At 67.6% G+C, this 26,720-nt stretch carries 27 protein-coding genes; 8 read left to right on the forward strand and 19 right to left on the reverse strand.

Annotated features, from left to right (window positions below; all coding sequences use genetic code 11):
• Position 1 precedes the first annotated feature (1 nt).
• On the reverse strand, positions 2-775 hold the full coding sequence (locus C563_RS0103170) for a demethylmenaquinone methyltransferase (protein WP_231369820.1): 774 nt from the start codon (positions 773-775) through the stop codon (positions 2-4).
• A 114-nt stretch (positions 776-889) separates the two neighbouring features.
• Between C563_RS0103170 and C563_RS0103175 the strand changes: the two genes are divergently transcribed.
• The 4 genes from C563_RS0103175 to C563_RS0103190 all read left to right on the forward strand — a co-directional run bounded on the left by C563_RS0103175 (position 890) and on the right by C563_RS0103190 (position 5,211).
• On the forward strand, positions 890-2,287 hold the full coding sequence (locus C563_RS0103175) for an isochorismate synthase (protein ID WP_018760584.1): 1,398 nt from the start codon (positions 890-892) through the stop codon (positions 2,285-2,287).
• Between the two features lie 202 nt (positions 2,288-2,489).
• Positions 2,490-3,443, forward strand: coding sequence for an ABC transporter substrate-binding protein (locus C563_RS0103180; protein ID WP_018760585.1), 954 nt, complete (start codon positions 2,490-2,492; stop codon positions 3,441-3,443).
• Positions 3,444-3,478: 35 nt separating this feature from the next.
• Complete coding sequence (locus tag C563_RS0103185; RefSeq protein ID WP_018760586.1) at positions 3,479-4,438, forward strand: amino acid ABC transporter permease; 960 nt, start codon at positions 3,479-3,481, stop codon at positions 4,436-4,438.
• Entirely contained in the window at positions 4,435-5,211 is a 777-nt protein-coding gene (locus C563_RS0103190; RefSeq protein WP_018760587.1) for an amino acid ABC transporter ATP-binding protein, read from the forward strand. Before C563_RS0103185 ends, C563_RS0103190 begins: the two co-directional genes overlap by 4 nt.
• Positions 5,212-5,334: 123 nt before the next feature.
• Here C563_RS0103190 and menD read toward each other — a convergent pair whose 3' ends face one another.
• The 7 genes from menD to C563_RS0103225 all read right to left on the reverse strand — a co-directional run bounded on the left by menD (position 5,335) and on the right by C563_RS0103225 (position 14,839).
• A complete protein-coding gene (gene menD / locus C563_RS0103195) occupies positions 5,335-7,107 on the reverse strand; it encodes a 2-succinyl-5-enolpyruvyl-6-hydroxy-3-cyclohexene-1-carboxylic-acid synthase (RefSeq protein ID WP_018760588.1) in 1,773 nt (590 codons plus the stop codon).
• 213 nt (positions 7,108-7,320) lie between these two features.
• Positions 7,321-9,387, reverse strand: coding sequence for a PhoX family protein (locus C563_RS0103200; RefSeq protein ID WP_018760589.1), 2,067 nt, complete (start codon positions 9,385-9,387; stop codon positions 7,321-7,323).
• Positions 9,388-9,652: 265 nt separating this feature from the next.
• A complete protein-coding gene (locus C563_RS0103205; RefSeq protein ID WP_026264329.1) occupies positions 9,653-10,657 on the reverse strand; it encodes an o-succinylbenzoate synthase in 1,005 nt (334 codons plus the stop codon).
• A gap of 61 nt (positions 10,658-10,718) precedes the next feature.
• Positions 10,719-11,735: a magnesium/cobalt transporter CorA gene (gene corA / locus C563_RS0103210; RefSeq protein ID WP_018760591.1), complete on the reverse strand. Its 1,017-nt coding sequence runs from the start codon at positions 11,733-11,735 to the stop codon at positions 10,719-10,721.
• Positions 11,732-12,226, reverse strand: coding sequence for a GbsR/MarR family transcriptional regulator (locus C563_RS0103215; RefSeq protein ID WP_018760592.1), 495 nt, complete (start codon positions 12,224-12,226; stop codon positions 11,732-11,734). Before C563_RS0103215 ends, corA begins: the two co-directional genes overlap by 4 nt.
• Positions 12,223-13,908 carry an ABC transporter permease gene (locus C563_RS0103220; protein WP_018760593.1) on the reverse strand — a complete coding sequence of 562 codons (1,686 nt, stop codon included), beginning with the start codon at positions 13,906-13,908 and terminating at the stop codon, positions 12,223-12,225. The genes C563_RS0103215 and C563_RS0103220 overlap by 4 nt, the downstream gene beginning before the upstream one ends.
• Positions 13,847-14,839, reverse strand: a complete 993-nt coding sequence (locus tag C563_RS0103225; protein WP_018760594.1) for an ABC transporter ATP-binding protein — start codon at positions 14,837-14,839, stop codon at positions 13,847-13,849. Before C563_RS0103225 ends, C563_RS0103220 begins: the two co-directional genes overlap by 62 nt.
• A 52-nt stretch (positions 14,840-14,891) precedes the next feature.
• Here C563_RS0103225 and C563_RS0103230 point away from each other — a divergent pair, with 52 nt between their 5' ends.
• Positions 14,892-16,070: an MFS transporter gene (locus C563_RS0103230; protein WP_018760595.1), complete on the forward strand. Its 1,179-nt coding sequence runs from the start codon at positions 14,892-14,894 to the stop codon at positions 16,068-16,070.
• A 36-nt stretch (positions 16,071-16,106) separates the two neighbouring features.
• On the forward strand, positions 16,107-17,012 hold the full coding sequence (locus C563_RS0103235) for a phosphatase PAP2 family protein (protein ID WP_043423647.1): 906 nt from the start codon (positions 16,107-16,109) through the stop codon (positions 17,010-17,012).
• 17 nt (positions 17,013-17,029) lie between these two features.
• Here the strand turns inward: C563_RS0103235 and C563_RS0103240 are convergent, their stop codons facing one another.
• The 7 genes from C563_RS0103240 to C563_RS0103270 all read right to left on the reverse strand — a co-directional run bounded on the left by C563_RS0103240 (position 17,030) and on the right by C563_RS0103270 (position 21,345).
• Positions 17,030-17,371: a hypothetical protein gene (locus C563_RS0103240; protein ID WP_231369821.1), complete on the reverse strand. Its 342-nt coding sequence runs from the start codon at positions 17,369-17,371 to the stop codon at positions 17,030-17,032.
• A gap of 270 nt (positions 17,372-17,641) precedes the next feature.
• Complete coding sequence (locus tag C563_RS0103245) at positions 17,642-18,016, reverse strand: VOC family protein (RefSeq protein ID WP_018760598.1); 375 nt, start codon at positions 18,014-18,016, stop codon at positions 17,642-17,644.
• A gap of 188 nt (positions 18,017-18,204) precedes the next feature.
• Positions 18,205-18,654 carry a hypothetical protein gene (locus tag C563_RS0103250; RefSeq protein ID WP_155845075.1) on the reverse strand — a complete coding sequence of 150 codons (450 nt, stop codon included), beginning with the start codon at positions 18,652-18,654 and terminating at the stop codon, positions 18,205-18,207.
• Positions 18,655-18,693: 39 nt separating this feature from the next.
• Positions 18,694-19,323: a signal peptidase I gene (locus C563_RS0103255; protein ID WP_018760600.1), complete on the reverse strand. Its 630-nt coding sequence runs from the start codon at positions 19,321-19,323 to the stop codon at positions 18,694-18,696.
• Positions 19,313-19,921 carry a hypothetical protein gene (locus C563_RS0103260; RefSeq protein ID WP_018760601.1) on the reverse strand — a complete coding sequence of 203 codons (609 nt, stop codon included), beginning with the start codon at positions 19,919-19,921 and terminating at the stop codon, positions 19,313-19,315. The genes C563_RS0103255 and C563_RS0103260 overlap by 11 nt, the downstream gene beginning before the upstream one ends.
• A 71-nt stretch (positions 19,922-19,992) precedes the next feature.
• Positions 19,993-20,535: an alternate-type signal peptide domain-containing protein gene (locus C563_RS0103265; protein ID WP_018760602.1), complete on the reverse strand. Its 543-nt coding sequence runs from the start codon at positions 20,533-20,535 to the stop codon at positions 19,993-19,995.
• 156 nt (positions 20,536-20,691) lie between these two features.
• Positions 20,692-21,345: a TetR/AcrR family transcriptional regulator gene (locus C563_RS0103270; protein ID WP_018760603.1), complete on the reverse strand. Its 654-nt coding sequence runs from the start codon at positions 21,343-21,345 to the stop codon at positions 20,692-20,694.
• Positions 21,346-21,445: 100 nt separating this feature from the next.
• Between C563_RS0103270 and C563_RS20805 the strand changes: the two genes are divergently transcribed.
• Positions 21,446-22,585, forward strand: coding sequence for a flavin-containing monooxygenase (locus tag C563_RS20805; RefSeq protein ID WP_018760604.1), 1,140 nt, complete (start codon positions 21,446-21,448; stop codon positions 22,583-22,585).
• Here C563_RS20805 and C563_RS0103280 read toward each other — a convergent pair.
• From C563_RS0103280 to C563_RS0103290, 3 genes are all read right to left on the reverse strand, one after another.
• The gene (locus C563_RS0103280) at positions 22,554-23,255 is read right to left on the reverse strand and encodes an esterase/lipase family protein (protein ID WP_018760605.1); all 702 of its coding nucleotides are present in this window, start codon (positions 23,253-23,255) and stop codon (positions 22,554-22,556) included. The two genes, C563_RS20805 and C563_RS0103280, sit on opposite strands and share 32 nt — an antisense overlap.
• Positions 23,256-23,278: 23 nt before the next feature.
• The gene (locus C563_RS0103285; protein WP_018760606.1) at positions 23,279-24,496 is read right to left on the reverse strand and encodes an MFS transporter; all 1,218 of its coding nucleotides are present in this window, start codon (positions 24,494-24,496) and stop codon (positions 23,279-23,281) included.
• Positions 24,497-24,572: 76 nt separating this feature from the next.
• Entirely contained in the window at positions 24,573-25,010 is a 438-nt protein-coding gene (locus C563_RS0103290; protein WP_018760607.1) for a hypothetical protein, read from the reverse strand.
• 165 nt (positions 25,011-25,175) lie between these two features.
• On the opposite strand from C563_RS0103290, the gene C563_RS0103295 reads away from it, so the two are divergent.
• The gene (locus tag C563_RS0103295; protein WP_018760608.1) at positions 25,176-25,517 is read left to right on the forward strand and encodes a hypothetical protein; all 342 of its coding nucleotides are present in this window, start codon (positions 25,176-25,178) and stop codon (positions 25,515-25,517) included.
• A gap of 26 nt (positions 25,518-25,543) precedes the next feature.
• Here the strand turns inward: C563_RS0103295 and trxB are convergent, their stop codons facing one another.
• The gene (gene trxB, locus C563_RS0103300) at positions 25,544-26,521 is read right to left on the reverse strand and encodes a thioredoxin-disulfide reductase (protein ID WP_018760609.1); all 978 of its coding nucleotides are present in this window, start codon (positions 26,519-26,521) and stop codon (positions 25,544-25,546) included.
• Positions 26,522-26,720 lie beyond the last annotated feature (199 nt).

Genomic DNA, 26,720 nt, shown 5'->3' on the forward strand with positions numbered 1-26,720 from the left:
GTCAGCGGACGATGTTGCGGCGCAGCTTGGCCACCGGGCCTTTGTGCGCGGCGATGGCGGCCGCGGCACCCTCGGGTGCGCCGGCGGGTTTGAAGGCCCGGTGCACGGCCACGATTCCACCGGTGAGGTTGCGGTAGGTGACCTTTTCCCAGCCGCTGTCCTGCAGCCAGGCTGCCAGGTGGTCCTGGTCCGGCCAGGCGCGGATGGACTCGGCCAGGTAGACATAGGCATCCGGGTTGGAGGCGACCTTGACGGCGATGGCCGGCAGGGCACGCATCAGGTATTCGGTGTACATGGTGCGCCACAGCGGGACCACGGGCTGGGAGAACTCGGCGATGACCAGGCGGCCGCCGGGCTTGGTGACGCGCAGCATCTCGGCCAGCGCCTTCTTGGGCTCGTTCACATTGCGCAGGCCGAACGAGATGGTGGTGGCATCAAACGTGTTGTCAGCGAACGGCAGGTTGGTGGCGTCACCGGCGATGAAGTCGATGTCCGGGCGGCGGCGCTTGCCCACCTTGAGCATGCCCAGGGAGAAGTCGCAGGCCACCACGTCTATGCCGGCGTCGGCATATGGTTCGCTGGACGTGCCCGTGCCGGCCGCCAGGTCAAGGACGCGCTGGCCCTTGGAGACTTCCATCGCGTCCACCACGATCTTCCGCCAGCGGCGGGTCTGTCCCATGGAAAGGACATCGTTGACGACGTCGTATTTCGGTGCGACGTCGTCAAACATCGTGGCTACTTCGTCCGGACGCTTATCCAAGGATGCTCGGTTCACCATGACATTGTCTCAAATGTTCGCGGCGGTCCGGACCAGCGCCTCCATCTCCTTTTTGCCCCTCCCTGCACCCGGAGATGGCCCCGGCCTACGCGGGAGTAGTGTTGTCTCATCATGACGAGCACGTTCCGCACCCTGACAGTCCCCCTGGATGGCAAAACATTCCCCGGGGGGCTGCCTTCGTTTCTGGTCCGGGACGACGTCCTGTGCTGGACCCGCCGCGAAGCCGGGCTGGCCGGGTTTGGCGAAATTTCACGCTTCACCGCCACCGGTCCGGACCGGTTCCTGGAAGCGGATATCTGGTGGCGGCACCTGGTCCTTGAGGCGGACGTCACGGATGCCGTGGAGCTGCCCGGCACCGGCCCTGTCGCTTTCGGTTCCTTCGCCTTCTCGAAGACCTCGCGGCACGAGTCGCGGCTGATCGTGCCGGAGATTGTGGTGGGCGTCCGGGACAACCAGGTGTGGCTCACCCAGTTAACGTTCGACGACGGCCCGCTCACCGAAGAGACGGCGGTTGCGGCACTGGACCGCTGGCTCGGTAGTGCTGCCGCCGGAAACCCGGACGCTAAGGGCACCACGGCGGCGGACTCCGCCGGGGACGCTCCCCAGGGCGGCGTGCCCGGCAAAGGCCGCGGCGCCGTCGTGCGTCCCCTCCCCCTGGCCGCCGGCGCAACACTGCACACCGGGTCCCTCAGCGAGGAAGCCTGGATGGACGCTGTGGCCGCCGGTGTCGCCGAGATCCGTACCGGAGCGCTGGAGAAGCTGGTGCTGGCGCGGGATGTGGTGGCAACCATTCCTTCCGGCGTACATGCCGCCGATGTATTGCGTGAGCTCGCCGCCAGGTACCGCGAATGCTGGACCTACGGGGTAGATGGCCTGGTGGGCGCCACACCGGAGATGCTGATCCAGGTGGAAGGACGCACCGCCCAGGCCCGGGTGCTCGCCGGCACCCTTGACCGGCGGGACGCCCACGGTGAGGACGGCGCGCCCATGGATTACGCCACCCGGGTCCTGGCGGGTTCGGAAAAGCAGCGCCATGAGCACGAGATCGCCATCCAGTCGCTGACCAAGCAGCTGGCGCCCTTCTCCGAGGCGATGAATGCCCACGACGAGCCGTTCATCCTGGAACTGCCCAATGTCTGGCACCTGGCCTCCGACGTCAAGGCGGAGCTCACCGAGGTGGAAGGGCACGTCCCCACGTGCCTGGCCCTGATCAACGCACTGCACCCCACCGCGGCCGTCTGCGGGACGCCCACCCTCGTGGCGGGCGAGCTGATCCGCAAGCTGGAGCACCTGGACCGTGGACCGTATGCCGGGCCGGTGGGCTGGCTGGACGCCGCGGGTAACGGCGAATGGGGCATCGCGCTGCGCGGCGCCGTCATCGAGTCACCCGACACCGTCAGGCTGTATGCCGGGTGCGGAATTGTTGACGGCTCTTTGCCGGCGGCCGAATTGGCTGAAACCTGGGCTAAATTCCGGCCGATGCTGGAGTCCCTGGGCATCAACAGCTAGTTTCCGGCGGCCCCGAGTCTGGGCCCCGAGGCTGGGCCCCGAGTCTGGGATGACAGACAAGTCCTGCTCTGGAAGGCTTGATTTTGCCCCCGCTACAGTTATCCAATAGTGAAACTTAGTTGCGTGTGACGTACCTCTCTTGTTGAGCGTTACACTATAAGCCGCGTTAGTACCTCATAGCCCCTGCAACAAAAGGTAAGAAATGCAGACTCCCCGTACCCTCCTGGGCACCTCCAAGCTGACCGCCGCCACTATGATCGCCATCAGCGCCCTGGCCCTCTCAGCATGCACCAATGCCTCGGAAACGGGTCCTTCCAGCGCGGCTACCTCGTCAGGCAGCGCCAGCGCCAGCTTTGATCCCACCACCGTCAAGAAGGATGACGCCCTGGCCGCCATGGTCCCGGACGCCATCAAGTCCAAGGGCACCATCACCGTTGGTTCTGACACCAGCTACGCCCCCGCCGAATTCCTCGGTCCGGACGGCCAGACTCCCGTGGGCTACGACGTGGACATCGCCAAGGCCATCGGCGCCACGCTGGGCCTCAAGGTCCAGGTCCAGACTGCCGAGTTCACCGGCATCCTCCCGGCCCTCGGCCCCAAGTACGATCTGGGCATCTCCTCGTTCACCATCAACCCGGAACGCCTGGGGGCCGTGAACATGGTCAGCTACTTCAACGCCGGCACCGCCTGGGCAGTACAGAAGGGCAACCCCAAGAAGTTCTCGATGGACGACGTCTGCGGCAAGTCCATCGGCGTGCAGACCGGCACCGTGCAGGAAGACCCGGACCTCGCCGACCGCAACAAGAAGTGCGCGGCCGACGGCAAGAAGCCCATTGACATCGTCACGCTGAAGAACCAGACCGACGTCACCACGCGCCTGGTGAACGGCAGCATCGACGCCATGGCGGCCGACTCCCCCATCATCGGCTACGCCCTCACCCAGACCAACGGCCAGCTGGAGAAGCTGGGCGACGTCTACGACTCGGCGCCGCAGGGCATCGCCGTGGCCAAGGCCGACACCGCCTGGGCTGACGTCATCCAGAAGGCCGTCACCAAGCTGATGGCAGACGGCTCCTACAAGAAGATCCTGGAAGGCTGGGGCAACGCCGAGGGCGCCATCACCAAGTCCGAGGTCAACCCGGCGGTTAAGTCTTGAGTTTTCGCGTTACCGACGACAAGTCAGGCGTGCACATGGAACACCATCAACAAGGGGACGCACCGGTCCTGAATAAGTCAGTGCCGGTGCGCCACCCCGGCCGGTGGATCAGCGCCGCGATCATCCTCCTCCTGGTGGCCGGGCTCGTGCAGAGCCTGTTCACCAACTCCAACTTCCGCTGGGACGTTGTGGGCACCTACATCCTGGACGTCAAGGTTGTCCAGGGCGTGGGGTGGACGCTCCTTCTAACGGTGGCATCGATGGTCCTGGCCATCGTCCTGGCCATCCTGCTGGCAGTCATGCGGCAGTCCGAGAACCCGGTCTTCCGCTGGTCCAGTTGGGTCTGGGTGTGGTTCTTCCGCGGAACCCCGGTCTACACGCAGCTGGTGTTCTGGGGCCTTGTTACGGTTCTCTACCCGGCCTTCACGCTGGGGATCCCGTTTGGTCCTGAACTGTTCAGCTATGCACTCTCCGATCCCAGCAAAGGCCTGATCCCCGCGATCCTGGGCCTCGGGCTGAACGAGTCGGCCTACCTGGCGGAAATCTTCCGCGCCGGCCTCAAGTCCGTGGACCGGGGCCAGCAGGAGGCCGCGGAGGCGCTCGGCATGTCCAAGGGCAAGATCATGTGGCGGATCATCCTGCCACAGGCCATGCGGATCATCGTCCCGCCCACCGGCAACGAAACCATCGGCATGCTGAAGACCACCTCACTGGTCCTGGCGGTCCCGTTCACGCTGGACCTGACCTTTGCCACCAATGCCCTGGCCAACCGCATCTACCTACCGATTCCGCTGCTGATCGTTGCCGCGTTCTGGTACCTGCTCGTCACCAGCATCCTCATGGTGGGCCAGCACTACCTCGAGGCGTACTACGGCAAGGGCGTGGACAACCTCGCTCCCGCTGCCGTGAATCCGGCTGCGGCCAAGGCTGCCGGTGCGGGTGCCGACGCCCAGCGGTCCATGAAGACGGACTTCCCCGAGGAGAGTGCACGATGACGGTGACAGCAGAAAAGCCGCTGGTCAAGATCGAGGGCCTGCACAAGTTCTACGGGCCCCACCATGTCCTCCGGGGCATCGATATGACGGTGCGGCAAGGCGAAGTGTCGGTGGTGATCGGGCCGTCGGGTTCCGGCAAGTCCACCATGCTGCGCTGCGTGAACCTGCTGGAGTCCATCAGCGCCGGGCGGATTTCCGTGGGCGGCCAGCTGATTGGCTACCGCGAGGTCAACGGCAAACTCCACGACCTCAAGACCAAGGAAATCGCCGCCCAGCGCCGCGAAATCGGCATGGTCTTCCAGCGGTTCAACCTGTTCCCGCACAAGACCGCGCTGCAGAACGTCATGGAAGCACCCGTGCACGTCAAGGGCCAGTCCAAGGCTGCCGCCCAGAAGCGTGCGCTGGAACTCCTGGACCGGGTGGGCCTGGCGGACCGCTCCGGCCACTACCCGTCCCAGCTCTCAGGCGGCCAGCAGCAGCGCGTTGCCATCGCACGTGCCCTGGCCATGGACCCGGAACTCATGCTCTTCGACGAGCCCACCTCGGCGCTCGACCCGGAGCTCGTGGGCGATGTCCTGAACGTGATGAAGGACCTGGCAAAGTCGGGCATGACCATGATCGTGGTGACCCACGAGATCGGCTTTGCCCGCGAAGTGGGTGACACCCTGACCTTCATGGACGGCGGTGTGGTGGTGGAATCGGGCGACCCCCGGGAGATCATCGCGAACCCGCAGCATGCCCGGACCAAGGAGTTCCTGGGCCGCGTGCTCTGACGTTCCTGCATTTCCCGTTCGATGCGCACATTCCCTGGCGCTGCCGTCATTCCGGCAGCGCCAGGGAATTTTTGCGTCACGGGGCAGTTCACCCGTCGAGGGGCACCGACGCGGGTGCGGCGCTTACCGGCCCGCGAGGACGCCCGCGACGGCGGCGGACACGGCGTCCTTGATGCGGGCATGGAGCTGCCTGAGCTGCCGGCGGTCCGTGCGGACTTCGACGATGCTGCGCCCCTGCACCGGCTGGCCGAGCGCTTCGGCGAGTCCCGCCGTCGTACTGACCAGTGAATGCCCGACGCCGTACGCCGTGGCAAGTGCCGCGATGTCCACCGAGTGCGGGGTGCCGAAGAGGCGTTCGACGGCGTCCCCGTAGCGTCCGCCCTCTTCCACTCCCCCGTGCTCCAGCAGGCTGAAGATGGCGCCGCCGGAATCGTTGAGGACGACGATCCGCAGGTCCGGCTGTTCCTCGCCCGCGCCGAGGAGGAGGCCGCCGGCGTCGTGCAGGAACGTCACGTCGCCCAGCAGGACCGTGGTTTCCTGCAGCCCGCCCAACGCGATGCCCGTGGCTGTGGAAATGGTGCCGTCGATCCCGGCCAGGCCCCGGTTGGCGTAAACCGTGGCGGCAGGATCCGGGGCCGGCAAACCGGCGAGGTCAACGTCCCGGATGCCGTTGGAGGATCCGAGCAGCAGTTGGCCGCGGGCATTCCTCCACACCAGGGATGCAACGGACGGGCCGGTGGCGGCGGACTCTTCGGAGACCACCTGGTCCAGCGCGTGCTGGGCGGCAGACCCGGCAAGCAGCCAGGTGTCCAGCCAGGCGGAGCTCCCGCGGCCGGCGAAGTCGGCCAGGTCCGCGAGGTTTTCCAGCGGCAGTTCGGTGCGGCGCCCGGGTTCGTACCAGGCGACCGGAACCGGCTGGTACAGGGCTGATTCAACGTCCGCGCGGGCAAGGAGGGAGGCTACGGGGCGCGACAGCGTGGGCCGGCCAAACAGCACCACCCGCTCTATGGGCTGGATCGAACCGGGCCCGAAGTGCTCCAGCAGCAGCCGGTAGGGGCCCACCGCGTTGGGTCCGAACCTGGCGTTGGAGGAGGGCTCAGCCAGAAGCGGGAGGTTGTGGGCGCGGGCGAAGGCCTCGGCGACCGGCCCGGCGTCGTGCCCGGCGAGCACCACGGTGCGCCGCTGGGGCAGGTCCTCCGGGACGGGCGGCAGGTTCATGACCAGCGGCTCGAAACCCACTCGGTAGCGTTGCCGCTCCACCGCTTCGGGCAACCCGTCACGTGGCGACGGAACCAGCGGGTCCCGGAACGCGAGGTTGAGCTGGACCGGCCCCGGCGGCAGGTCCGGGAATGCCCCGGTGGCCGCTGACAGCCCGGTTTCCACGGCGCGCTGCGGGCTTGTCCCGGCGGGAATGTCGGCGGCGAACCTGACCTGCTCGCCGAACAGGTCCGGCTGGACGGTGGTTTGGTTGGCGCCGGTCCCGCGCAGTTCCTCCGGCCGGTCCGCCGACAGGACGATCAGCGGCACGGCGGCGTGGTTGGCCTCCATCACCGCCGGCATCAGGTTCCCGACGGCGGTCCCGGACGTGGTGAGGACGGCAGCCGGCGTTCCGGTGGCGAGGGCAAGGCCCAGGGCCGTGAAGCCGGCAGACCGCTCGTCGATCCGCACCAGGAGCTCCACCCGGGCGGCCGCGGACGCCTCTGCCAGGGCATAGGCCATGGGGGCCGACCGGGATCCGGGCGATACCACCACGTGCCGCACGCCGCCGTCGAGCAGGACGTCGACGGCGATCCGTGCCGCAGCAAGCGCGCCCAACCCGGGCGCGGCGTCGGCAGGCGCGTTGGCGTTCCCGGGATCGGTTTCGGCGGAGGTGTCCGGTGCGGGTTCGTTCGGCAAAGTCACCCAACCAGTCTGCCACCCTCCAACCCCCGCTCACCTATGACAACCAATCCCCCAACCCCCGCTCACCTACGACAACTCAAAAGGAAACGCCCGCTCACCTTATGCGCCCAAGAAGGGCAAAAGTGAGCGGGCGTTGCCGCAAAACCCGTCGAAAGTGAGCGGGCGTTACCGGAAATCCCGTCGAAGGTGAGCGGGCGTTGGCAGGCGTTAGCCGCGGAACACCTGGACCACTGCGGGACGGGGCGCACGCACCTTGCCGGGTGCCGGCGTCGTACCGGCCGGGACATAGTCCGGGAAGTAGGAATGCGGCGCCTCGAAAGTGCCTTCCTCGCCCGGGTGCTGAACGGAGACGAAGACGGTGCGCTCGTCGTCGTGGATGACCGGCCCGCAGGTTTCGGCGTCGCGGGGAACGGAGAGGAACTGTTCCACTTTGCCGCGCTCTGCACCGTCCAGGGTGACTTTGAAGAGTCCGTCGTTGTAGCCGATCCCGGATGGGGCACCGTCGGTGGAGATCCAGAGGTTGCCGACGGAGTCGAAGGCCACGTTGTCCGGGCAGGAGATGGGCGAAACCTTGTCCACCGGGTAGCCGGAGAAGTAGGTGACATCGCCCTGGGCGGGATCGCCGCAGACCATCAGGAGGGTCCAGTTGAACTTCGTGGACGTCTGGTCCCCGGTTTCGGTGATTTCCACGATGTGCCCGTCGCGGTTCTGCGTGCGCGGGTTGACTTCGGTGGCGCCTTCCTTGGTGCCGGTACCGCGGTCCGAGTTGTTCGTGCAGACGACGTACACCTTGCCGGTGTGCAGGCTGGGCTGGACGTCCTCGCAACGGTCCATCTTGGTGGGTCCCACTTTGTCCGCGGCCAGGCGGGTGTAGACCAGGACCTCCTCGACCGACATGCCGGGGACGGCGGACTTGCCGCCGACCACAAGGGGCAGCCATTCGCCAGTGCCGTCGAACGCGCCGTCGGAGGGAAGCGCCCCGGTGCCAGTGATTTCCGACGCGGGAGAGTTTCCGGTGAACTTGGCGACATACAGGTCGCCCTCGGAGAGCAGGTCCATGTTGTTCCTGCGGTCGCCCTCGCGGTATTTCCCTGCCGAGACGAACTTGTAGAGGTAGTCGAACTTCTCGTCGTCACCCATGTAGGCCACCACATGGCCCGATTCGGCCACGATCACGTTGGCGCCCTCGTGCTTGAAGCGGCCCATCGCGGAGCGCTTCTTGGGGGTGGAGGTGGGGTCGAACGGGTCGACTTCGACGATCCAGCCGAACCGGTTGGTTTCGTTTTCGTAGCCGGCATTGCGGGTATCGAAGCGGGGATCGTCCAACTCCCACTGGCGGGCGGTGGGCTTGGCGGTGAGGCCGTAGCGCTTGTCGCTGGCGGAGGTGCCGCCGGAGACAAAGTAGCCGTTGAAGTTCTCCTCGCCGGAGAGGATGGTGCCCCAGGGGGTGGTGCCGCCGGAGCAGTTGCCGAACGTTCCCTTGATGGCGCGGCCGGAGGGGTCGGCGACGGTCTTGACCAAGGCCGACCCGGCAACGGGGCCGGTCAGTTCGTAGGTGGTGTCGGAGAGGTAGCGGCGGTTCAGCGGCGCGCCCTTGACGTAGGACCACGGCTTGGTGGTGTTCTTGCGCTCAAGTTCCACCACGGCCAGGCCATGGGCGGCACGTCCGATGGCGCGGGTTTCCTTGGCATCGTAGCCGGCGGGAACCATGATGTTCTCGTTGGTGTACTCGTGGTTGGTGAACAGCACCGCGCGGCGGCCCTTGCTGTCCGGGATCTCCACGATGTCCGTGTAGTCGTTGTTATAGCCGAACTGCCGGGCCTGCGCTGCCGCGGTCTGGTTGTTCAGGTCGAAGTCCGGGGAATCGTTGAACAGCGGGTCACCCCAGCGGATGATGGGCTGCCAGGTGAATCCGTCCGGGACGGTGAAGGCATCAACGGCCTTGTCCACCGGCTTGATGGCGGTGAACTGCAGCTTGGACTTGCCGAAGCCCTCCTTGGCAGCCTTGGCCAGGCCTGCGGCGGAGGCGGGTTCTGCGGAGGTGACCGCGGAACCGAGGACGACGGCGAGCGCACCGGCGGCGCCCAGGCCCAGGGCGGCACGGCGGGACAGGGTGGCGGAGGCTATGTCGCGGAAGTAGCTGTTGGAGCTGGTGTTGCAGACCTCGCCGGCGCAGGCGTTGTCGCATTTGAGTGCACATGTGACCGGGCTGCGCTTGCCCTTCGTATGGCCGAGCATGGGCAGCAGGGTGAACTTGCGGGCAGTTTCAGACATGGGGAGCCTTCCGAAGGAATGTCTTTGGGGTGCCCGCCCACCCTTCCAGCCCGTTCCTACAGGAAACCGTCCATTTGATGAAGTTATGGTTAACCGCCCGTGACCTGCAGGGACGTTGCCAGAAGTGAGCGGGCGTGTCAGGAAAAACCGCCAAAAGTGAGCGGGCGTGGCAAGAGAAACCGCCAAAAGTGAGCGGGCGTGCCAAGAGAAACCGCCAAAAGTGAGCGGGCGTGCCAAGAGAAACCGCCAAAAGTGAGCGGGCGTGTCAGGGAGCGGTGAGGAGGGCGTGGACGCGGCGGACCCGGTCCAGCCACCAGTCCCGGCGTTCGGCCGGAGCCGCGAACCGCTTCAGCAGCCCGGCGTCGGGAACAGCGTCGCGGAGGCCGATCGCGCCGTCGTCGGCCACCAGGGGGTCCAGGGTGACGTCGGATTCGAACAGCGACACCGTGCCCAGGCCGCAGGCGTAGGGCAGGTCCGGCAGGGCGGCGGCCAGGGCCAGGCCAGCGCGGATCCCCACCGAGGTGTCCAGCGCGGAACTGACGACGGCGGGAAGTCCAGCCTGCGCCACGATGTCCAAGGCGCGCCGCACTCCACCGAGCGGGGCCACTTTGACGACGATCAGGTCCGCCGCACCGGCCCTGGCGACGCGCAGGGGGTCGGTTTCCTTCCGCACGCTCTCGTCGGCGGCGATCAGCACCGGCGTCCCGGCGTCCCGCAGCCGGGAGCGGACCTCGGCCAGCCCTTCGATGGTGGGTACCGGCTGCTCGGCGTATTCCAGGCCGACGGCGGCCAGCCGGGTCAGGGCCCCCACCGCTGCGGGCACGTCCCAGCCGCCGTTGGCATCCACCCGGATGGCGGCCCCGGGCAGGGCGGCCCGGACGGCGTGAAGCCGGGCGTCGTCGTCGTCCAGGGACTGTCCGCGCTCGGCGACCTTGACCTTGACCGCGTCCACCCGGCCGAACCTGGCCAGGACCTCCGGCACCCTGTCCGCGGGAACGGCGGGTACGGTGGCGTTGACCGGTACGGACCTGCGCAGCGGCGCCGGGAAGCCCTGCCAGCCCGCTTCAATGGCGGCGGCCAGCCAGCGGGAAGCCTCGGCGTCGCCGTACTCCGGGAACGGGCAGAACTCGCCCCACCCGGCCGGGCCGCGGAGCAGCAGTGATTCACGTTCCATGATGCCGCGAAACTTGACCCGCATCGGCAGGCTGACCACGTGCGCTCCCGCAAGGAGTTCGTCCAGCGGGGGTATCGGGGCATCGTGGCGCGGCATGCGTTTCACTGTACCGGCGCCGGAGTCCTCCCGGATCTGCGGCAACGGCGGTGTGGAAAACCTAGATCCACTTGTTGTGCTTGAACGCCAGGTACAGGATGAGCCCGAGGAGCAGCATCAGTCCAATGGCATACGGGTAGCCGTAGTCCCACTCGAGCTCGGGCATGATGCGGAAGTTCATGCCGTAAATGGATGCCACGAGCGTGGGGGCGAACAGGATGGCAGCCCAGGAGGAGATCCTTTTAACCTCCTCGTTCTGGGCGTAGCTGGAAACTGTCAGGTTCTTCATTTCATCGTTTTGCCGCTGGGCCACCAAGGCGGCGTTGACCGCGAGGGCGTTCTGCAGCAGGGCGCGGAAGGCCGCCACGCGTTCGTTGAGCCGGAGCACGTGGTCCAGGACGTCCCGGTAGTGGTCACGGAGCTCCGATGCCTGCTCGCGGTCCGGGGTTCCGGACATCAGGGCGTGCAGGATCCCGGCCAGCGGACTGGTGGCACGCTGGAACATGATCACCTGGCGGGACAGTTCGTAGATGCGGCGGGATACGTCCGGGTCGGCGCCGAAGAGGTCGTCCTCGATCTCGTCGATATCGTTTTCCAGCCCGGCGGCGACGGGTTCGTATTCGTCCACCACCTGGTCCAGGATGCCGTACAGCACCGCGTCCGGGCCGAGGGCAAGGAATTCCGGCATGGACTCCATCCGCCGCCTGACCCGGGCCAGGTCCGGGGACTCGGCGTGCCGGACGGTGACGACGTATTCTTCGCCGACAAAGACGTGGATCTCGCCAAAGTCGACCTTCTCGACGTCGTCACGGTACTTGGCGGGCCGAAGCACGAGGAACAGGCACTCCCCGTAGTGTTCCAGTTTGGCGCGCTGATGCCCGGCGAGCGCGTCCTCCACGGCCAAGGGGTTAAGGTCGAATTCCTCGCCGACGGACTCCAGTTCCGCGGCATCCGGCCGGTAGAGCCCGATCCATGCCATCCCCTCACGCTGCCGCAGCAGGAAATAGGTCTCGTCCAGGTCCTCGGGGTCCTCGGTCCGCAGCCCGTTCACGTACACCGCGTTGTCGATGATGGTCACGGCTGCGCCTCCCGTTCCTTTTCCCAGTCGTCCAGCAGGGCCGGCATCCTTGATTTGAGGAAGCGGTAGAAGCGGGCCATCTCGGCCACCCGGGCCCGGGCCGCCGAACCTTCCGGCAGGGCCTCGGCGGTGGCGTCCGTCAGCTCGGCGAGCTTCTCGTAAATGGGACTGTTCCGCATGGACACCACATACCACTCGTCGTCGTGCAGTGCGTAGAGGTCGCGGCGGCTGCCGGGCTGCGATACGCGGTGCACGAAGCCGACGGTCTGCAGGTAGCGCACCGCCCCGGACACGGCGGCGGCGCTGGCCCCCAGCCGCTCCGCGAGCTCTGCAGCCGTAAGGCTCCCCTGCTCGGATGACACCAGGGTCAGGAGCGTCCTGGCGGGCATCTTCGGAAACCCGGCGGCGGCGAACGCGGCAGCCGTCCGTTCGGCAGCCGCGGCGGCCACCCCGGCGTCCCGGGCGGCAGCCACCCCCGTCCCGGCGCTCATGCCGCCCCCACCTCCCGCCGCCGCATCGCCGCGACGGCAAGCGCGCCGGCGACGACGGCGATGGCCAGCATCCACCACGCCCCGCTCCAGTCGGTCGCGTTCCCGTGCGGGACCGGCGTGTGGGTAAACGGGGAGAGGTCGCGGAGGCTCTGGTCCAGGCCCAGCATGCCGCCGAAGATCCCCAGGAACACCCCGAGCCCCAGCAGGGCCCAGCCAACGCCAATGGTCGCGGCGGGCCACAGGACGAACACCAGGGCGGGCACGGCGAGGTAGACCAGCGCCGCCGGCAGCTGCGCCACGGCGGTTTGCCAGAGCGCATCGGCCGGCATGGCCTGGTCACCGGAACCGGTCAGCGTGATCCACGTGCCCACCGCGGTCAGGCCAATAACCAGGACCACTGCTGCGGCACCGAGCACCAGGTAGCCGGCCAGCCAGCGCATCCGCCCCACCGGAGCGGCGAGCAGCAGTTCCGCGGTCCCGGCGGCCTCTTCCTGCCTGAGCCTGATCACGGCCTGCAGCGCGCAGGCAGCGGCCAGGATCCCTGCCATCGAGAACAGGACAGACACCATGAGCTGGGTCAGGGAAGTGCCCTGCGACTGGAGGATCGACCTCAGGACGGCGGTGATATTGGTGTCCGGCGTGTCGACGGCGGCAATCGCCTTTCCCAGCGACCCGGCCAGCAGGCCGAGGGCCAGGCCACCCAGTGCCCAGCCGATGATCGAGTTGGCTTGCAGGCGCAGGGCGAGGGCCGCAGGGCTGCGCAGGCCCGGCCGGGCGGTGAGGCGTCCGGGGCGGGCACCCCAAACACTGGCGCCGCTGTCCCGGGTGCCCAGGATGGCCCATGCGGCCCCGAGGCAGGCGACGCCGAGCCCCAGCGGCAGCAGCAACGGCCAGGCCCGGTTGCCGGAGAAGGCGAACGTCTGCTGGCCCCATCCGATGGGCGAGAACCAGCTGGCGGCGCCCTCGGTCATGGACGTTCCGTCAGCGTGCGGGGTTCCGGTGGCGTCGCCGATCCCGCGCAGCACGTACGCCAGGACAACCAGGGCGGAGGAGACACCGTTGGCGCCGCGCGAGGTGCTTATGAACTGGGCCACCAGGATGCCCACGCCAAGGAAGGCAAGGCCGACGGCGCCCGTGGCCGCACCCGCAACGAGGGACCCCTGCAGGTCCAGGCCCTGGGCGGCAAGGCCGGCGAAGACGGCGAGCGCCGCCAGGACATTGGCCGCCGCACCGTGCAGGACGGTGGCAATTGTGGGCAAGAGCCGGCCCGCGGGGGTGGCGGCCACCAGCTCGGCGCCCCCGGTTTCCTCGTCGGCACGGGTGTGGCGCACGGCCAGGAACGTGCTCATCAGTCCGGCCAGCAGGGCCAGGAAGGCATAGACCAGGAAGAACGTGAAGGCGCCCTGGTCAGCGCCGCGGGGCAGGCCGCGCAGCATCAGGATGGCGGGGGTGGCGATGGCCACCTGCAAAATTTCGGCGCGGCTGGCGGCGTTGCCGTACGTCTGGGTCACGGCGGAGGCGGCGAACAGGGCGAAGGCGCCGATTCCCAGGATCCAGCTCAGCAGCTGCCAGCGGTCACGGCGCAACCGCTGGCCCCAGAGGATCATGAGGACGGCCATGTCAGCCACGTCCCCTGGCGCCCAGCAGGTGCCGGCGCGCGCCGTGCCGGTGGTCCCCGTCATCGTCCCGCGCCCCGGATTCGGCACCTGCCGCCGGGTCGCCGTAGTGCCGCAGGAACAGTTCCTCGAGCGACGGCGGCGTAATGGTCAGCCCCTGCACCGCCAGGGCGCCCAGGGCGGGCAGCACCTCCGCCACCCGGTCCGATTCCGCGCTGAACTTGACCCGGCCGGCGTCGAATGTCAGGTCATGCACGGCCCCCAGCCGTGCCAGGGAGGCTGTGTCCAGGCCATCGGCGGCGAACGAAATTTCGGTCCTGGTCAAGTGGCGCAGGGAGTCCAGCGTTCCGCCGTCCACAATCCTGCCGGCGCGGATGATGCTTACCCGGTGGCACAGGACCTCCACCTCGGTAAGGATGTGGCTGGAGAGCAGCACGGTGGCGCCCCGTTCGACGACGGCGAGCAGTTCCCGGCGGAAGACCTCCTCCATGAGCGGGTCGAGGCCGCTCGTGGGCTCGTCGAGCAGGTAAAGCTCGGCGTCCGTGGCGAGGGCCGCGATCAGGGCCACCTTCTGCCGGTTGCCTTTGGAGTAGGCGCGCCCCTTCTTGGCCGGATCAAAGTCGAAGGCCTGGCACAGCCGGTCCTTGCTGCGGCGGTACGCCGCAGCATCCGCTGTACCGCCGCGGAGCCGGGAGAGAAGGTCGATGGTTTCGCCGCCGGAGAGGTTGGGCCACAGCCTGACGTCGCCGGGGACATAGGCCAGGCGCCGGTGGAGTTCAACAGCCTGGGTCCAGGGGTCCATGCCAAGGACGGTGGCGGAACCGGATGTTGCCTTGGCCAGGCCCAGCAGGATTCGCAGGGTGGTCGATTTCCCGGCGCCGTTGGGCCCCAGGAAGCCATGGATCTCCCCTGCCCGGACGTCAAGGTCCAGCCCGTCCAGGGCACGGACCTTGCCAAAGTTTTTATGCAAGCCCACAGTTTGGATGACAGTGTTCATGGATTAATCTTCGTAGTTTTCACAAGTTTGTGAAGGTACTAAAGTCCCAATCATGAGCACTGAAGGCCAGGCCGTCCGCTCGTCCTCGGCGCCACTGTACGCAGCGGGATTCGTCACAGCCTTCGGCGCCCACAGCATTGCGGCCGGGCTGGGCTCGCAAAGCGGAAATATTGGCTTGACGCTGCTGAACCTCGGAATCCTCCTGGCCTTGTATGACGTTGCCGAGGTGTTCCTCAAACCCGTCTTCGGTGCGCTCAGCGACCGGATCGGAACCAAACCTGTCGTCGTGGGCGGCCTGCTGGCCTTCGCCGCGCTGTCGCTGATCGGACTTGGCGCGGCCGATCCCCTGGTCCTTGCCCTGGCCCGGCTGGGACAGGGCGCTGCGGCGTCGGCCTTTTCGCCGGCGTCGTCCGCGATGGTGGCCCGGATGGCACGCGGCGGCAAGGCCGGCACCTACTTTGGCCGGTATGGCTCCTGGAAGAGCCTGGGCTACATCATCGGGCCGCCGCTGGGTGCGGGGCTGATCCTGGCGGGCGGTTTCCCGCTGTTGTTCGGCGCCCTCTCCGTCCTGGCCGCGCTCACGGCCGTGTGGGTGCTGGTGTCCGTCGCGAACCTGGAACCGCTCCCCCGAAAGCGGTACACGGTGATGGACCTGGCCCGGCAGGTGGGCGAGCGTCAGTTCCTGGTTCCCACGCTGGTGCTGGCCGCGTCCACCGGCGCGCTGGGTGCCGCCGTCGGTTTCCTTCCGGCACTGGCCGCCCGCCATGGCATGGACGCCTTCGCCGGCACGGCCGCGGTCAGCGTGGTGGCGCTGGGCTCGGTGCTGACCCAGCCGTGGATCGGCAGGCTGCGTGACCGGAACGCCGTCACTGACAACAGGGGCACCACCGTTGGCCTGCTGCTGATTGCCGCGGGCGTCGCCCTCGTTGCGGCTGCCCCGGGCGTGGTGACCGTTTTCGTGGCCGCGGCGTGCATCGGGACCGGGATCGGCGCCGCCACGCCGCTGGGCTTCGCGCACCTGGCGGACACCACGCCGCCGGAACGGATGGGCCGGACCATGGGCTCGGCCGAACTCGGCCGCGAACTGGGTGACGCCGGCGGCCCGCTCCTGGTGGGCGGCATCGCGACGGCCACGGCGCTGCCGTTCGGCCTGGGCGTCCTCGCAGTGCTGGTGGCGGCAGCAAGCATTCCCCGGCTCGACCCCGTTAAGCCGGATGCCACCGGCCCCTGAGCAGCCATCCAGCTTTTTGTGTCACCCTTAAGCGCGATGACTTCTTCACAGCAACTACCCACCAGGACACCCTCCCGGCCCGCTCCGGGCTCGGCGTTCCTGTTCGTGCTGTCCACTGTGGCCTGCATTGCCGGGCTGGTTGCCACGTACTACTTCTTCGTCCAGACTGCAACGGGCCAGTTCATCGATGAGTCCGCGTTGGTGGAAGCCGTGGACATCCACGGACCGGCAGGCAAGGCCGCAACCCAGTTCCTGGACTGGCTGCCCACCATCTCCCTGGTGATGGCCGCCGTCGTGGTCCTGTTCGTCACGGTGATCCGGCGGCATTGGGCGGAAGCGGGAATCGCGGTGGCGGCGTGCATCGGCGCCAACGTGGCCACGCAGGTGCTCAAGGACCTGCTGCCTGCCCGTCCGGACAAAGGCGTGCTGACCCTTGAGCTTAACTCCCTGCCGTCCGGGCACACCACGCTGGCGGCCTCCGCCGCGGCCGCCGTGTTCCTGATGGCATCCCCGCGCTGGCGCCCCATGGCCGGTTTCATTGGTGGTTCGTTTGCCATTGCCTCCGGCGCCTCCACCGTGATCAACCAGTGGCACCGGCCCGCGGACGTGGTGGCCGCCTTCCTGCTGGTGGGTGCCTTCATGATCCCTGCGGGCTGGCTGATCCTGCGCCGCGGTTCCTGGAACGAGTGGGACGGGTTCGGCCGGCACCTTGGCTCGGCCCGGATCTGGCTGACGCTTCCGGTGCTGATCGGGTTGGCCTCGGCCGGGGTGGCCGTCTATTCGCTGATCCGGATTGCGCCCAGCCCGTGGCAGGAAACCAGCACCACAAACTACTTCTGGGCCGGGATCTCGCTGATTGTGATCGCGGGGTACCTGGCTACGGTGGCAACGACGTCCTTGTTCGCGTTCGCGGCACGGCGACGGGACGCGACCGGCCCGTAAAGGGCCACCGGCGGGCGTCAGTAACCGTCGCCGGGGTCTGCCGAATCCCGGCCGATGCTCTCATCCATGGCGGCCGCCAGCTCAACTTCGTCAAGGTAGCGGGCGGCGGGCTTTCCCGTCTCCTTGGCCAGCAAATCCATGGTGGCCAAGTGCTGGCGTGCCAGTTCGATGGCGAGCTGCTCGACGATGCGGGGCCCGTTCCGCACCACCAGATCGCTGAGGTACGCCTGGAGGCGGCCGGCCGGATTTCCAGGAGTCATGGCCTCGGCGGCGACGAGCCTGGTCAGGGCCGCGGCAGCGACGGCAGGTTTGTCGCCGAAGAGTTCCACGTTCGTCCCTCCATAGCCGCGGGCTGTCATGGGCGTCGCCCGGATAGGTAGCTACAATTTAGCGCCTTCCCTGGCACGCCGGTAAAGGGTCCTAGTACCTGAACGGGACGCGCCGGCACCGAAGTCGGCTGCCCATTTTATGTCGGCGCCTGGAGGTCCGGCCCGCAGCCGGAAACTCTTGACCGAACCTTGCGGAATTTACTCCGGGTAACTTGAGCGCCGCCGTCGATAGTTGCTAGTGCCTGGTGGCGTCTTGAAGTGGGCGCCCCCAGGCACTCCAGTATCCGGGGCCGGCCAGGCTCAGGGTTCGAGCCGCCTGCGAAGGAGGCAGAACTCGTTGCCCTCCGGGTCCTGCAGGACGTGCCACTGCTCCCGGCCGGTCTGGCCGACGTCGGCCGGCCGCGCTCCCAGTGCCAGCAATCGTTCCAGTTCGGCATCCTGGTCCCGGTCCACCGGGTTGATGTCGATGTGCAGCGGCAGCCGCCCCACGCGCGGGTTGCTGCTGGGGCTGAAGATGATGGTGGGCTGAAGGCCGCCGAAACCGGCCGCCGGACCGATTTCGATCGAGCCCTCCTCACGGTCCAGCTCGACGTAGCCAAGGACTCCACACCAGAACGGCGCAAGCAGTTCGGGGTCGGCGCAATTCAGGACAAGTTCACTGATTCGGGATGACATGACCGCAGTCTACCGACGCGCAAACCCCTTTTCGCGGCGCCGTCTCCCTTGCGCGTCCCACATATCGGGGGCGTCCGGGCGGCTCCGGGTCGCCACGAACGGTCGCTGCCGCCAGGCCAGCCCGGCGGGAGGGAGCGCCGCTGCAAGGGGGGCTGCAGCGGCGCCCTCTTCCGCCGGGCTGGCGGTGGTCAGGCGCAGTAGACCTTCCTGTTTCCGGTGCCGATGTCCAGGGTGACCTTGACCGATGCGGTGGACTGCGCCCCGCTGGCAAACGTGGCAACCACCCGCACGGTTGCGGTGACGGAACTGACCTGGGAAAAGACCACGGAATCACCCGAAACCACGAAGCTCCCGGATGTCCCGCCGGATCCCGCGAAGTCCAGGCTGGATCCGTACGTCCCGTTGGACCCGGCCGCAGAAACGGTGAACTTTGTTGGTACCTCGGACAATCCGGAATAGCTCAGCTGGATGGTCTTGTTGGCGGTGTCCCCGGCGGTGCAGGCAGGGGTGGGCAGGACCGGCGTCGGCCAGGTGCCGGACGCCGTGACGGCCATGCTTGCCGTCGCGCTTTGCTGCCAGAGGGCCGACGCCGTGCCGGCGCCGGCGCCCAGCAGCACTGTGAGCAAAAATGCCCCCACGGCGAACGTGGCTCCTGGAATGCTCCTCAGCCGCGGCATTCAGGCGGCCTCGGCAGCTGGGTCATCGTGCTTGCGGGCCTTGCGAACGGACTTGTAGACCGTGATGGAGCCGTAGCCGATCAGTGCCACAGCCGCGATGACCGTCCACATTTCCCGGTCCGAATTGCCCAGGAAGTTGGCCACGAAACCGACATACGGGACGGCGTAGAACAGCTTGCCTTTGACCTGGATGGCCCGGATGGGCTCGGGATCGTTGGCCCCGTTGTTGTCGCCCTTGGTGATGAGCGTCTTCTCCCCGGACTGGGTGGAACCAAACCCGACAATCCGGTGCGTTTCCACGTCGGGGCGGCCCGAGTACAGCTGGAAGGTGATGACGTCGCCGTACTTGAGTTCGTTGAACGGCACCGGTTTCATCACCATGAAGGTGCCGGGCGGGTAGTGCTGCGCCATGGACTTGGTCAGCACGGTGTAGGTCTGCGATCCGGTCGCCACCGGCACCACGATCAGGACAATGGCGGCGAACAGCGCCACGAGCATCGCCGCCATGCTCAGAATGCGTCCGACGGCGGCCCAGGCGCCTTTGCGCCGGCGTGCCGGCTTTGGCTCGGCTGCCGGAGTGACGGGTTCGGTGTCTCCGCCGAGAAGGCGTTCGGTCAGGTCAGCAGCCACTGGGCACCCCGCAGAGTTGACGCGCGGTGAGTGGAAGGGAGATGGTCACTGCTTGTCCTTTCACTGTTGACGGGGCGCCGGGGGCGAGGCTGACCTGGAAGCAGAAGATGGTGGACCCGCCTTTGCCCACCGTGGGCGAGGCAAGGCCGCTGGCGCCGATCTGCGCGTAGCCGGTGCTGGAGCTGCATTCTGTGGAGGAAACGGCGGTCTTCGCGCTCACGATGATGTAGGAGGCCAGCGTGCCCCCGCCGGTGTTGGCCACTGTTGGCTGGCCCACCGTGGTGGCGGTGTTGAACTGGCCGCCGGCGTTGGTGTTGTTGGTGACCACCACTCCCCCGGAGACCGGGCTACCTGGCCCGAGCGTGCCGGCTGGAGACAATGCCAGGTTCGCCGCGGCCTCGTTGGCCAGGGTCATGTTCGTGGTGGCGCCGGAGTTGACCGCCGTCAGCGCCACATCGAACGAGGCCGCAGACACGGTTCCGGGAGCGGCCACCGCGGACGCGTTCCAGAGGGCAAAAGTTCCCTGCACGGTGAACAGGCCCAGGACCACGGCAGCGGCGATCAATGCCGCTGCCTTCAGTGAGCGCGTGATGCGCATGTGGCTTCCTCCTGGTCCTGTTTCCTGGTACTGCCGGCCGGGTGGCCCTGGGGCCACCCGGCCACGTCAGGCTAGGAGAGGCCGGGCTGGGTGACCTGGGTCAGCTGGAAGGCCACGTTGTTGAAGTTGTAGCTCTTGGTGGTGTCCGCGCGGCCGGTGGTGGTGGACAGGAATTCGAAGGTGATGGTTGCGGTGACCGTCTGGTCCGATCCCGTTGGAACCAGGGGGTTTGCGACGGCGGTGCTGCCCACGGTGAGCGCGGGAGCACTGACCGAGACGTTGGCCGGGGTGAAGCCGTTGGTGGCGCTGATGCCGGTGGTGGTGACGTTGGCGGCCATCTTGTTGCCCACCAGGGTCACGGTCAGGTCCTGGGTGAACGTGAGCTTGTCGCCCGGGACAACCTTGTAAGCGGAGATGTCGGGAATGACGGTGCCGGTACGGTCTTTCCAGACGCCGTTGACGGCCTTGACGACGTTCAGGTCGCCGGAAACGATGGTGCCGGGAGCGGCGGTTGCTTCTGCGTTCCAGTTGGCCAGGGTGCCCCCGCCGCCCAGCAGCAGCGCGGCGCCAACGGCGATAGCGGCAGTTCCCTTGACCAGAGTGCTGTTCTTCATGGTGTCCCCTCAGACTTTGTGGTGTTCGTTTTGACTAGCTGGGAACTACTTTGCAGGGCCAAGCTCAGGAAGCGAGGGGGTAAAGAGTCAACAAATGCTCAAGGTATTTGAAATTTCAACTGCTGCTTGACCTGCGGTTATAGTCGCAGCCCCGGCTCAGGACCGGTCCAGCAGCAGCCGGCACCAGGCATCGCCCAACCACCCGGCGAACCGTTCCGGATCCCAGCCGCGCTGGCCCACCAGCAGCCCCCAGTACTCCGGCCCGTTCATGCTCCATACAGCGTCGGCGAGTTCCGCGGCCGGCAGGTCGGTGCGGAGCTCCCCTGTCGTGGCGAGGTCCGCGATGAATTGGCGCATGTTGGCCGCGCGCCGGTCCGAGATCTCCCGCCAGAGCGCGCCGCAGTCCGGATCGGTGCCGGCCGCATCACGGAGCGCCTCGTACACCGGCGCCAGCCGGGGCTGGATGTGTGCCAGGGCCTGGGCGTACAGGGAGATCTTCTCGGCCGCCCGCGTCGCCTCGCGTATGCGGATCACGTAGTCCCGGCGCTCGGCCGGGACGGCCTGGCCGGTCCCCGAGATCGCCGCCTCCACCACCCCGCGCAGGAGGTCCGGCTTCCGCCCGATCGTGGCGTAAACCGTGTCGACGGCGACACCCGCCCGCCGGGCGATGGCCGCAACGGTGGCGGACCGGTACCCCTCGCCCACGAACAGGTCCCGGGCAGCGGAGAGCACCGCGTCCCGGGTTGCCGCCGCTTGTTCCCTCCGCAACGGGGAGTTGTAGCGGCGTGCCTGGGCATTGACTTCACTCATCGCCGGGCCTAGCCTTAATTCATCCGAACATCATTCGGATGAATTGTAGCAGGAAGCCCGGGACCGCAGCGGAGCGGCACGGACGGAAGGGCAGGACACCATGTCGGAGCGCTTCACCACCGTGGTCATCGGCGGCGGCCAGGCAGGCCTGGCCATGGGCTACCACCTTGCCCGCCTCAACCGGCCGTTTGTGATCCTGGATGAACATGCGGCGGCCGGTGACAGCTGGCGCGCCCGCTGGGACTCCCTCAGGCTCTTTACCCCGGCCCGGTACGACGCCCTGCCAGGCAGCCGGTTCCCCGCACCGCAATGGTCCTTCCCCTCCCGCGAAGAGTTCGCCGATTACCTGGGCCGCTACGGTGAAGAGTTCGGGTTGCCGGTCCGGCACAATGTCCGGGTCACCGGCCTCCGCCACGACAGCCACGCCTTCGTCATTGACGCCGGCGGCCGGCGGTTCGAAGCCGACAACGTGGTGGTCGCCTCCGGCTGGGACCGGAAACCCCGAATTCCCGCTTTCGCCGGGCAGCTCAGCCCGGCCATCCGGCAGCTCACAGCAGGGAGCTACCGGAGCCCCCGTGACCTCGCGCCGGGACCGGTCCTGGTGGTCGGCGCCGGCAATTCAGGCGCGGACATCGCCCTGGAACTTGCTTCCACCCGCACCACTTACCTGTCCGGCCGCCATCCGGGCGAAATCCCCTGGCGCGTCGACGCCGCCGCCGCCCGCCCGCTGACGCTGGCCGTCTTCTTTGCCTTCTCCCATATCCTCACGCTCGGCACGCCCGCCGGCCGGAAGGCCCGGCCCCGGGTCCTCTCGCACAGCGGGCCACTGGTCAGGGTGAAGAACCGGGACCTGGTGCGCGCCGGCGTCGTACGCGTTGCCAGGACGGAAGGCACCAAAGACGGCCTTCCGCTGTTGGCTGGCGGGAGGACGCTGGAAGTGGCCAACGTCATCTGGTGTACCGGATTCACTCCGGACCTGGACTGGATCCACCTGCCCGTGATGGGCGCGGACGGCCAGCCTGCCCAAGACCGGGGCGTGGCCACCAGCCAGCCCGGACTCTACTTCCTCGGCGCCACCTTCCAGCATTCGCTGGCCTCCTCCATGGTCCACGGCGTGGGCCGCGACGCGGAATTCATCGCCGGCAGGATCGCGGCAGCCGCGGCACCGGCGGCAGCCGCGGGATCATCAACTGCAGCACCGGATGCGGTCAGGCCGGAAGGCTCAACTGCTCCACAATGATCCTCGCGGTCCCGGGGTCGCCAAGGATCCGGAAGTGCCCGGCCACCGGCAACTCGATATTGGTGGCGCCGGGGAGCACGCTGCCCTCCGGGATGTGCGGGTCGAACGGGCCGTACAGGGACGTGATGCGGCTGTTGATGGTCTGCTCGCGCGCCATCTGCAGGGTTAACGCGTTGCGCGGTGAGAAGATCCGCAGGCTGGGCAGCAGCATGTACCGGGCGTAGCGGGAACCGGAGAATGGTGCGCACACGGCAATCATCCGGTCGATCCGGTGCTCGGGATCCAGGGACAGCATGGTGTATTTGCCGATCAGCCCGCCTTTGCTGTGGGCCACCAGGATGGCGTTGTGCAGGCCCGCCTCCTCCAGATGCTGGGCCACCAGCCTGGCGGCGTCCGGGACCTTGAGTTTGTTGCGCTGCAGCACAGTGACCACGTGAACGGGATGCCCGGCATCATGGATGGCCCGGATGAGCGGCATCATGAACTGCCAGTTTTCATAGACGCCGGGGATGATCACCACGGGCTGCAGGGTGCCCGTCCGGAAGGAGGCCGGCTGCACGCGGGAGAGGAACCCCCTGACCTGCCAGCCGGTGGCATAGGCATAGTCCTGGGCCCACCACACGGCTTTGTGCAGGGGGCTGATGCGGGCGCTCGCGCCGGGGTCGGTCATGTGTCGAGAATAGCCTGCCGGCGTCAGTAGTTCCGGCGATGCTTGAGGCGGGGCAAGACGACGCCGAACACGGCCGCCGCCGCGAACCCCAGGATGCCCGTGGCTGAGATCCCCGGACCCAGGGAGGCCAGTGCCGTCACCCCGGAGAGGAGCACCGGGCCGCCGGTGGACCCGGCGTCCGCCATAAACCGCCAGAGGCCCAGGAACTGGCCGCGGCCGCGATCCGGCGAGAAGTCCGCTCCCAGGGTCATCACCAGCCCGGAGCTGATGCCGTTGCCGAAGCCGATCAGCAGCGCAGCCAGCAGCAGTCCCGTGAAGGATCCGGTGAGCGGGATCAACAGCAGTGCGGTTCCCATGAGCAACGTGGAGGGGATGGCCACCCATTGCCGGCCTTTGCGGTCCATCAGTTTGCCGGCGGGATAGAACACCATCATGTCGATCGCACCGGAGAGGCCGTAGATCAGGGACGCGGAGGTGGCGTCCATGCCCAGATGGTCGGCCCAGAGCGGGATCACCACCTGCCGGGAGGACCGCAACGCACTGAGCAGCAGGATGCCCACACCCAGCGAGAGGAATACGCCCGCGTGCGAAACCGCGACGCTCCGGAGCGTGGGCTGGGTGGCGCCGTCCCCGCCCGGCGGGGCGTCCGGCACGGCCAGGTCCGGGATGGTGAGGGACAGCAGGGCTGCCGAGGCCATGGCCACCACGCCCACCCAGTACGCGCCGGCGATGCCGAAGAACTGCATCACGGCCGCGCCCGCAAAGGGGCCGATGAACACTCCGATACGGTTCACCCCGCCCAAGGTGGACAGCGCCCTGGCACGGAACGCCACGGGCACGGCCTCGGTGAGGTATTTCTGCCGGGCCAGGCCGAACACCGCACCGGACATCCCGACGACGGTCATCGCCACGGCCAGCAGCCAGAGTCCGTTCGGGGCCAGCGCGGAGGTGGCGGCGGCGGCGAGTGCCAGGCCGGCGGCGACGGCGGCGCCCACGATGGACCAGCGCTCTCCGAAGCGCAGGGTCACCAGGGACGCGGGCAGGTTGAAGAACCAGGAGCCCAGGCCGATGAGGGTCACGATGAGGGCTGCCACGGCCACTGATGCGCCCAGCTCGCGGGCCGACAATGCCACCACCGGGAGGATGGCACCCTGGCCGATTCCGAAGAGCAGCGTGGGACCGAACGCGGCGACCGCAATACTGCGCAGGTTGAAGGGCTGGGCGTCATCCGGGGAAGTCATCAGATTTATCCTAGGGCCGCCGCCAACGCATCAGGGCCGTGACGCGAAGGACGGGGTGTGGCAGCGCCCCGGGCCCCTAACGTTTCCTGGGCCGGGGCTCGATGCCCGCCAACGCCCGGACCAGGTTGACCAGCTCCGCCACGGCCCCAATGACCGAGCCCGCCATGGCGATCACCAGGAGCACCCGCACCAGCACCGGCCAGCCGGTCCAGCCGCCGGTGAAGTCGAAGGGGAAGACCTCCCAGACGCGGACGGTGGCGGCCAGGCCGAAGCCCAGCGCCACCAGGTTTCCCACGGCCCAAAGGGCCCGGGCACGGATCAGGACGCAGACCACGCCCACCACGATGCCGGCGATCATGGACGCGTTGATCAGGTCAAGGACGCGGACCATGCCGGAGGTGAGGAAGGGCAACACCTGCCACCCGGGCCAGATGTTGATCCCGTACAGGAGCAGGGCATTGACCACTGCGGAGCCAATGTTGCCGCTCCCGCCGGTGGAAGTCCGGTCCGCCATGGCACCACCCTCCCCCGGCCCCACCGCATGCCGAAAGTGCCGAAGGTCCCCCCGCCGGCGTGCGTCCCGGCGGTAAAAATACAGGGGTCACAAAAGGGCCGGCGAGGAGTAGCGTTCGCCTTATGGGGCGCTGATTCGTGCCCACCGCCAAGGGGAGGTCATTTCATGGGTGAAGTGTGGGTTCGCACTCTGGGCAACGGGTTGGTCCGGGCAGACCGGGTCACCGAGATTGCGTCCACCCGGGGGTCCTTGCACGAGGACCGCGGGTATTCACTGAAGGTCATTGTGGACGGCAAGGGCCACGTGCTGATTGACGACGCCGGCCTGCAGGGTTCCCTGCCGGAGCGCCTGGAGTATGCCCGGCACATGGAGGATGCCCTGCTGCTCGCCATCGACGAGGCTCGCGAGAACGACGCGTCGATGGTGATCTCCTACGAGCCCGAACGCGAGCGCTGGTCTGCCGCTCCGGTCTCTGTATTAACGGGCAGGCTCCCCGAAGTGGTCTGACCCCGGGGGCCCGCCGCCGGACTGCCTCAGTTGTGCGTCGGTTCCTCCACCAGCGCGGTCGCGATGCTGGCTGCGTCCTCCAAGGCTGCCAGGAAGCGTTCCGCGTCCAGGGCCGCCGCGCAGCCGGTGCCGGCCGCAGTGATGGCCTGCCGGTACCGGTGGTCAACGGCATCGCCGCAGGCGAAGACTCCGGTGAGGTTGGTGCAGGTGGTGGGGGCATCCACTTTGATGTAGCCCTCCTCGTCCAGATCCACTTGGCCGGCCACGAGTTCGGTCCGCGGCAGGTGCCCGATGGCCACGAAGATGCCGGTGGCATCCTGGTGCCGGGTTTCGCCGGTGCGGGTATCCGTGAGGGTCACGCCGGTGACCTTGCCGTCGCCGTGGATGGCGCTGACCGCGGAGTTCCAGGCGAACCGGATCTTGGGGTTGTCCTTGGCCCGCTGCGCCATGATGCGGGAGGCCCGCAGTTCGCCCTTGCGGACCACCACAGTGACGGTCTTGCCGAAGCGGGTCAGGAAAGTTGCTTCCTCCATGGCGGAGTCGCCGCCGCCCACGACGATGATGTCCTGGTCGCGGAAGAAGAACCCATCGCAGGTGGCGCACCAGGAGACGCCGTGGCCGCTGAACTTCTTCTCCTCCGGCAGGCCGAGTTCCTTATAGGCGGAGCCGGTGGCGAGGATGACCGCCTGCGCCTCGTACGTCTCCCCGCCGCCGGTGACCACGCGCTTGACGGGGCCTTTGAGCTCAACGGAGGTGGCGTCGTCGTATTCGATGCGGGCGCCGAACTTTTCCGCCTGCTGCTGCAGGCCGTCCATCAGCTCCGGGCCCTGGATGCCGCCCGGGAAACCGGGGAAATTCTCCACTTCGGTGGTGTTCATCAGGGCACCGCCGGCCGTGACGGAGCCGGCCAGGACCAGCGGGTTCAGTCCGGCGCGGGCGGCGTAGATGGCGGCGGTGTAGCCGGACGGGCCGGAACCGATAATGATCAGCTGTTCTTTGCTCATGGGATGTCCTTCGGAGGCGGTGCTACTGGGCGTGCCTTGATCACATCACGGATCAGAGCGGGAGGGCCAACGTTCGCTTCGATGTCATAAAGGCCGCGGTGTTGCGCACATCACATTCTGTCCCTACTCTGGTTGAGGCTTAAGCAAACAGGCCATGCAAGAAGCTGCAGCGTCGCAGCCAATGCCGGGGAAGGCTTTA

The sequence above is a fragment of the Arthrobacter sp. 135MFCol5.1 genome (assembly GCF_000374865.1).
Taxonomy (GTDB): domain Bacteria; phylum Actinomycetota; class Actinomycetes; order Actinomycetales; family Micrococcaceae; genus Arthrobacter.

Bases quoted from the DNA above. Each gene is read 5' to 3' on its own strand.
- C563_RS0103220 (WP_018760593.1), bottom strand. From the start codon at position 13,908: ATGACGGGGACCACCGGCACGGCGCGCGCCGGCACCTGCTGGGCGCCA.
- C563_RS0103225 (WP_018760594.1), bottom strand. From the start codon at position 14,839: ATGAACACTGTCATCCAAACTGTGGGCTTGCATAAAAACTTTGGCAAG.
- C563_RS0103180 (WP_018760585.1), top strand. From the start codon at position 2,490: ATGCAGACTCCCCGTACCCTCCTGGGCACCTCCAAGCTGACCGCCGCC.
- C563_RS0103185 (WP_018760586.1), top strand. From the start codon at position 3,479: ATGGAACACCATCAACAAGGGGACGCACCGGTCCTGAATAAGTCAGTG.
- C563_RS0103265 (WP_018760602.1), bottom strand. From the start codon at position 20,535: ATGAAGAACAGCACTCTGGTCAAGGGAACTGCCGCTATCGCCGTTGGC.
- C563_RS0103295 (WP_018760608.1), top strand. From the start codon at position 25,176: ATGGGTGAAGTGTGGGTTCGCACTCTGGGCAACGGGTTGGTCCGGGCA.
- C563_RS0103270 (WP_018760603.1), bottom strand. From the start codon at position 21,345: ATGAGTGAAGTCAATGCCCAGGCACGCCGCTACAACTCCCCGTTGCGG.
- C563_RS0103245 (WP_018760598.1), bottom strand. From the start codon at position 18,016: ATGTCATCCCGAATCAGTGAACTTGTCCTGAATTGCGCCGACCCCGAA.
- C563_RS0103290 (WP_018760607.1), bottom strand. From the start codon at position 25,010: ATGGCGGACCGGACTTCCACCGGCGGGAGCGGCAACATTGGCTCCGCA.
- C563_RS20805 (WP_018760604.1), top strand. From the start codon at position 21,446: ATGTCGGAGCGCTTCACCACCGTGGTCATCGGCGGCGGCCAGGCAGGC.
- C563_RS0103280 (WP_018760605.1), bottom strand. From the start codon at position 23,255: ATGACCGACCCCGGCGCGAGCGCCCGCATCAGCCCCCTGCACAAAGCC.
- C563_RS0103190 (WP_018760587.1), top strand. From the start codon at position 4,435: ATGACGGTGACAGCAGAAAAGCCGCTGGTCAAGATCGAGGGCCTGCAC.
- trxB (WP_018760609.1), bottom strand. From the start codon at position 26,521: ATGAGCAAAGAACAGCTGATCATTATCGGTTCCGGCCCGTCCGGCTAC.
- C563_RS0103175 (WP_018760584.1), top strand. From the start codon at position 890: ATGACGAGCACGTTCCGCACCCTGACAGTCCCCCTGGATGGCAAAACA.
- C563_RS0103215 (WP_018760592.1), bottom strand. From the start codon at position 12,226: ATGAGCGCCGGGACGGGGGTGGCTGCCGCCCGGGACGCCGGGGTGGCC.
- C563_RS0103240 (WP_231369821.1), bottom strand. From the start codon at position 17,371: ATGACAGCCCGCGGCTATGGAGGGACGAACGTGGAACTCTTCGGCGAC.
- C563_RS0103235 (WP_043423647.1), top strand. From the start codon at position 16,107: ATGACTTCTTCACAGCAACTACCCACCAGGACACCCTCCCGGCCCGCT.
- C563_RS0103260 (WP_018760601.1), bottom strand. From the start codon at position 19,921: ATGCGCATCACGCGCTCACTGAAGGCAGCGGCATTGATCGCCGCTGCC.
- C563_RS0103285 (WP_018760606.1), bottom strand. From the start codon at position 24,496: ATGACTTCCCCGGATGACGCCCAGCCCTTCAACCTGCGCAGTATTGCG.
- C563_RS0103230 (WP_018760595.1), top strand. From the start codon at position 14,892: ATGAGCACTGAAGGCCAGGCCGTCCGCTCGTCCTCGGCGCCACTGTAC.
- C563_RS0103205 (WP_026264329.1), bottom strand. From the start codon at position 10,657: ATGCCGCGCCACGATGCCCCGATACCCCCGCTGGACGAACTCCTTGCG.
- C563_RS0103200 (WP_018760589.1), bottom strand. From the start codon at position 9,387: ATGTCTGAAACTGCCCGCAAGTTCACCCTGCTGCCCATGCTCGGCCAT.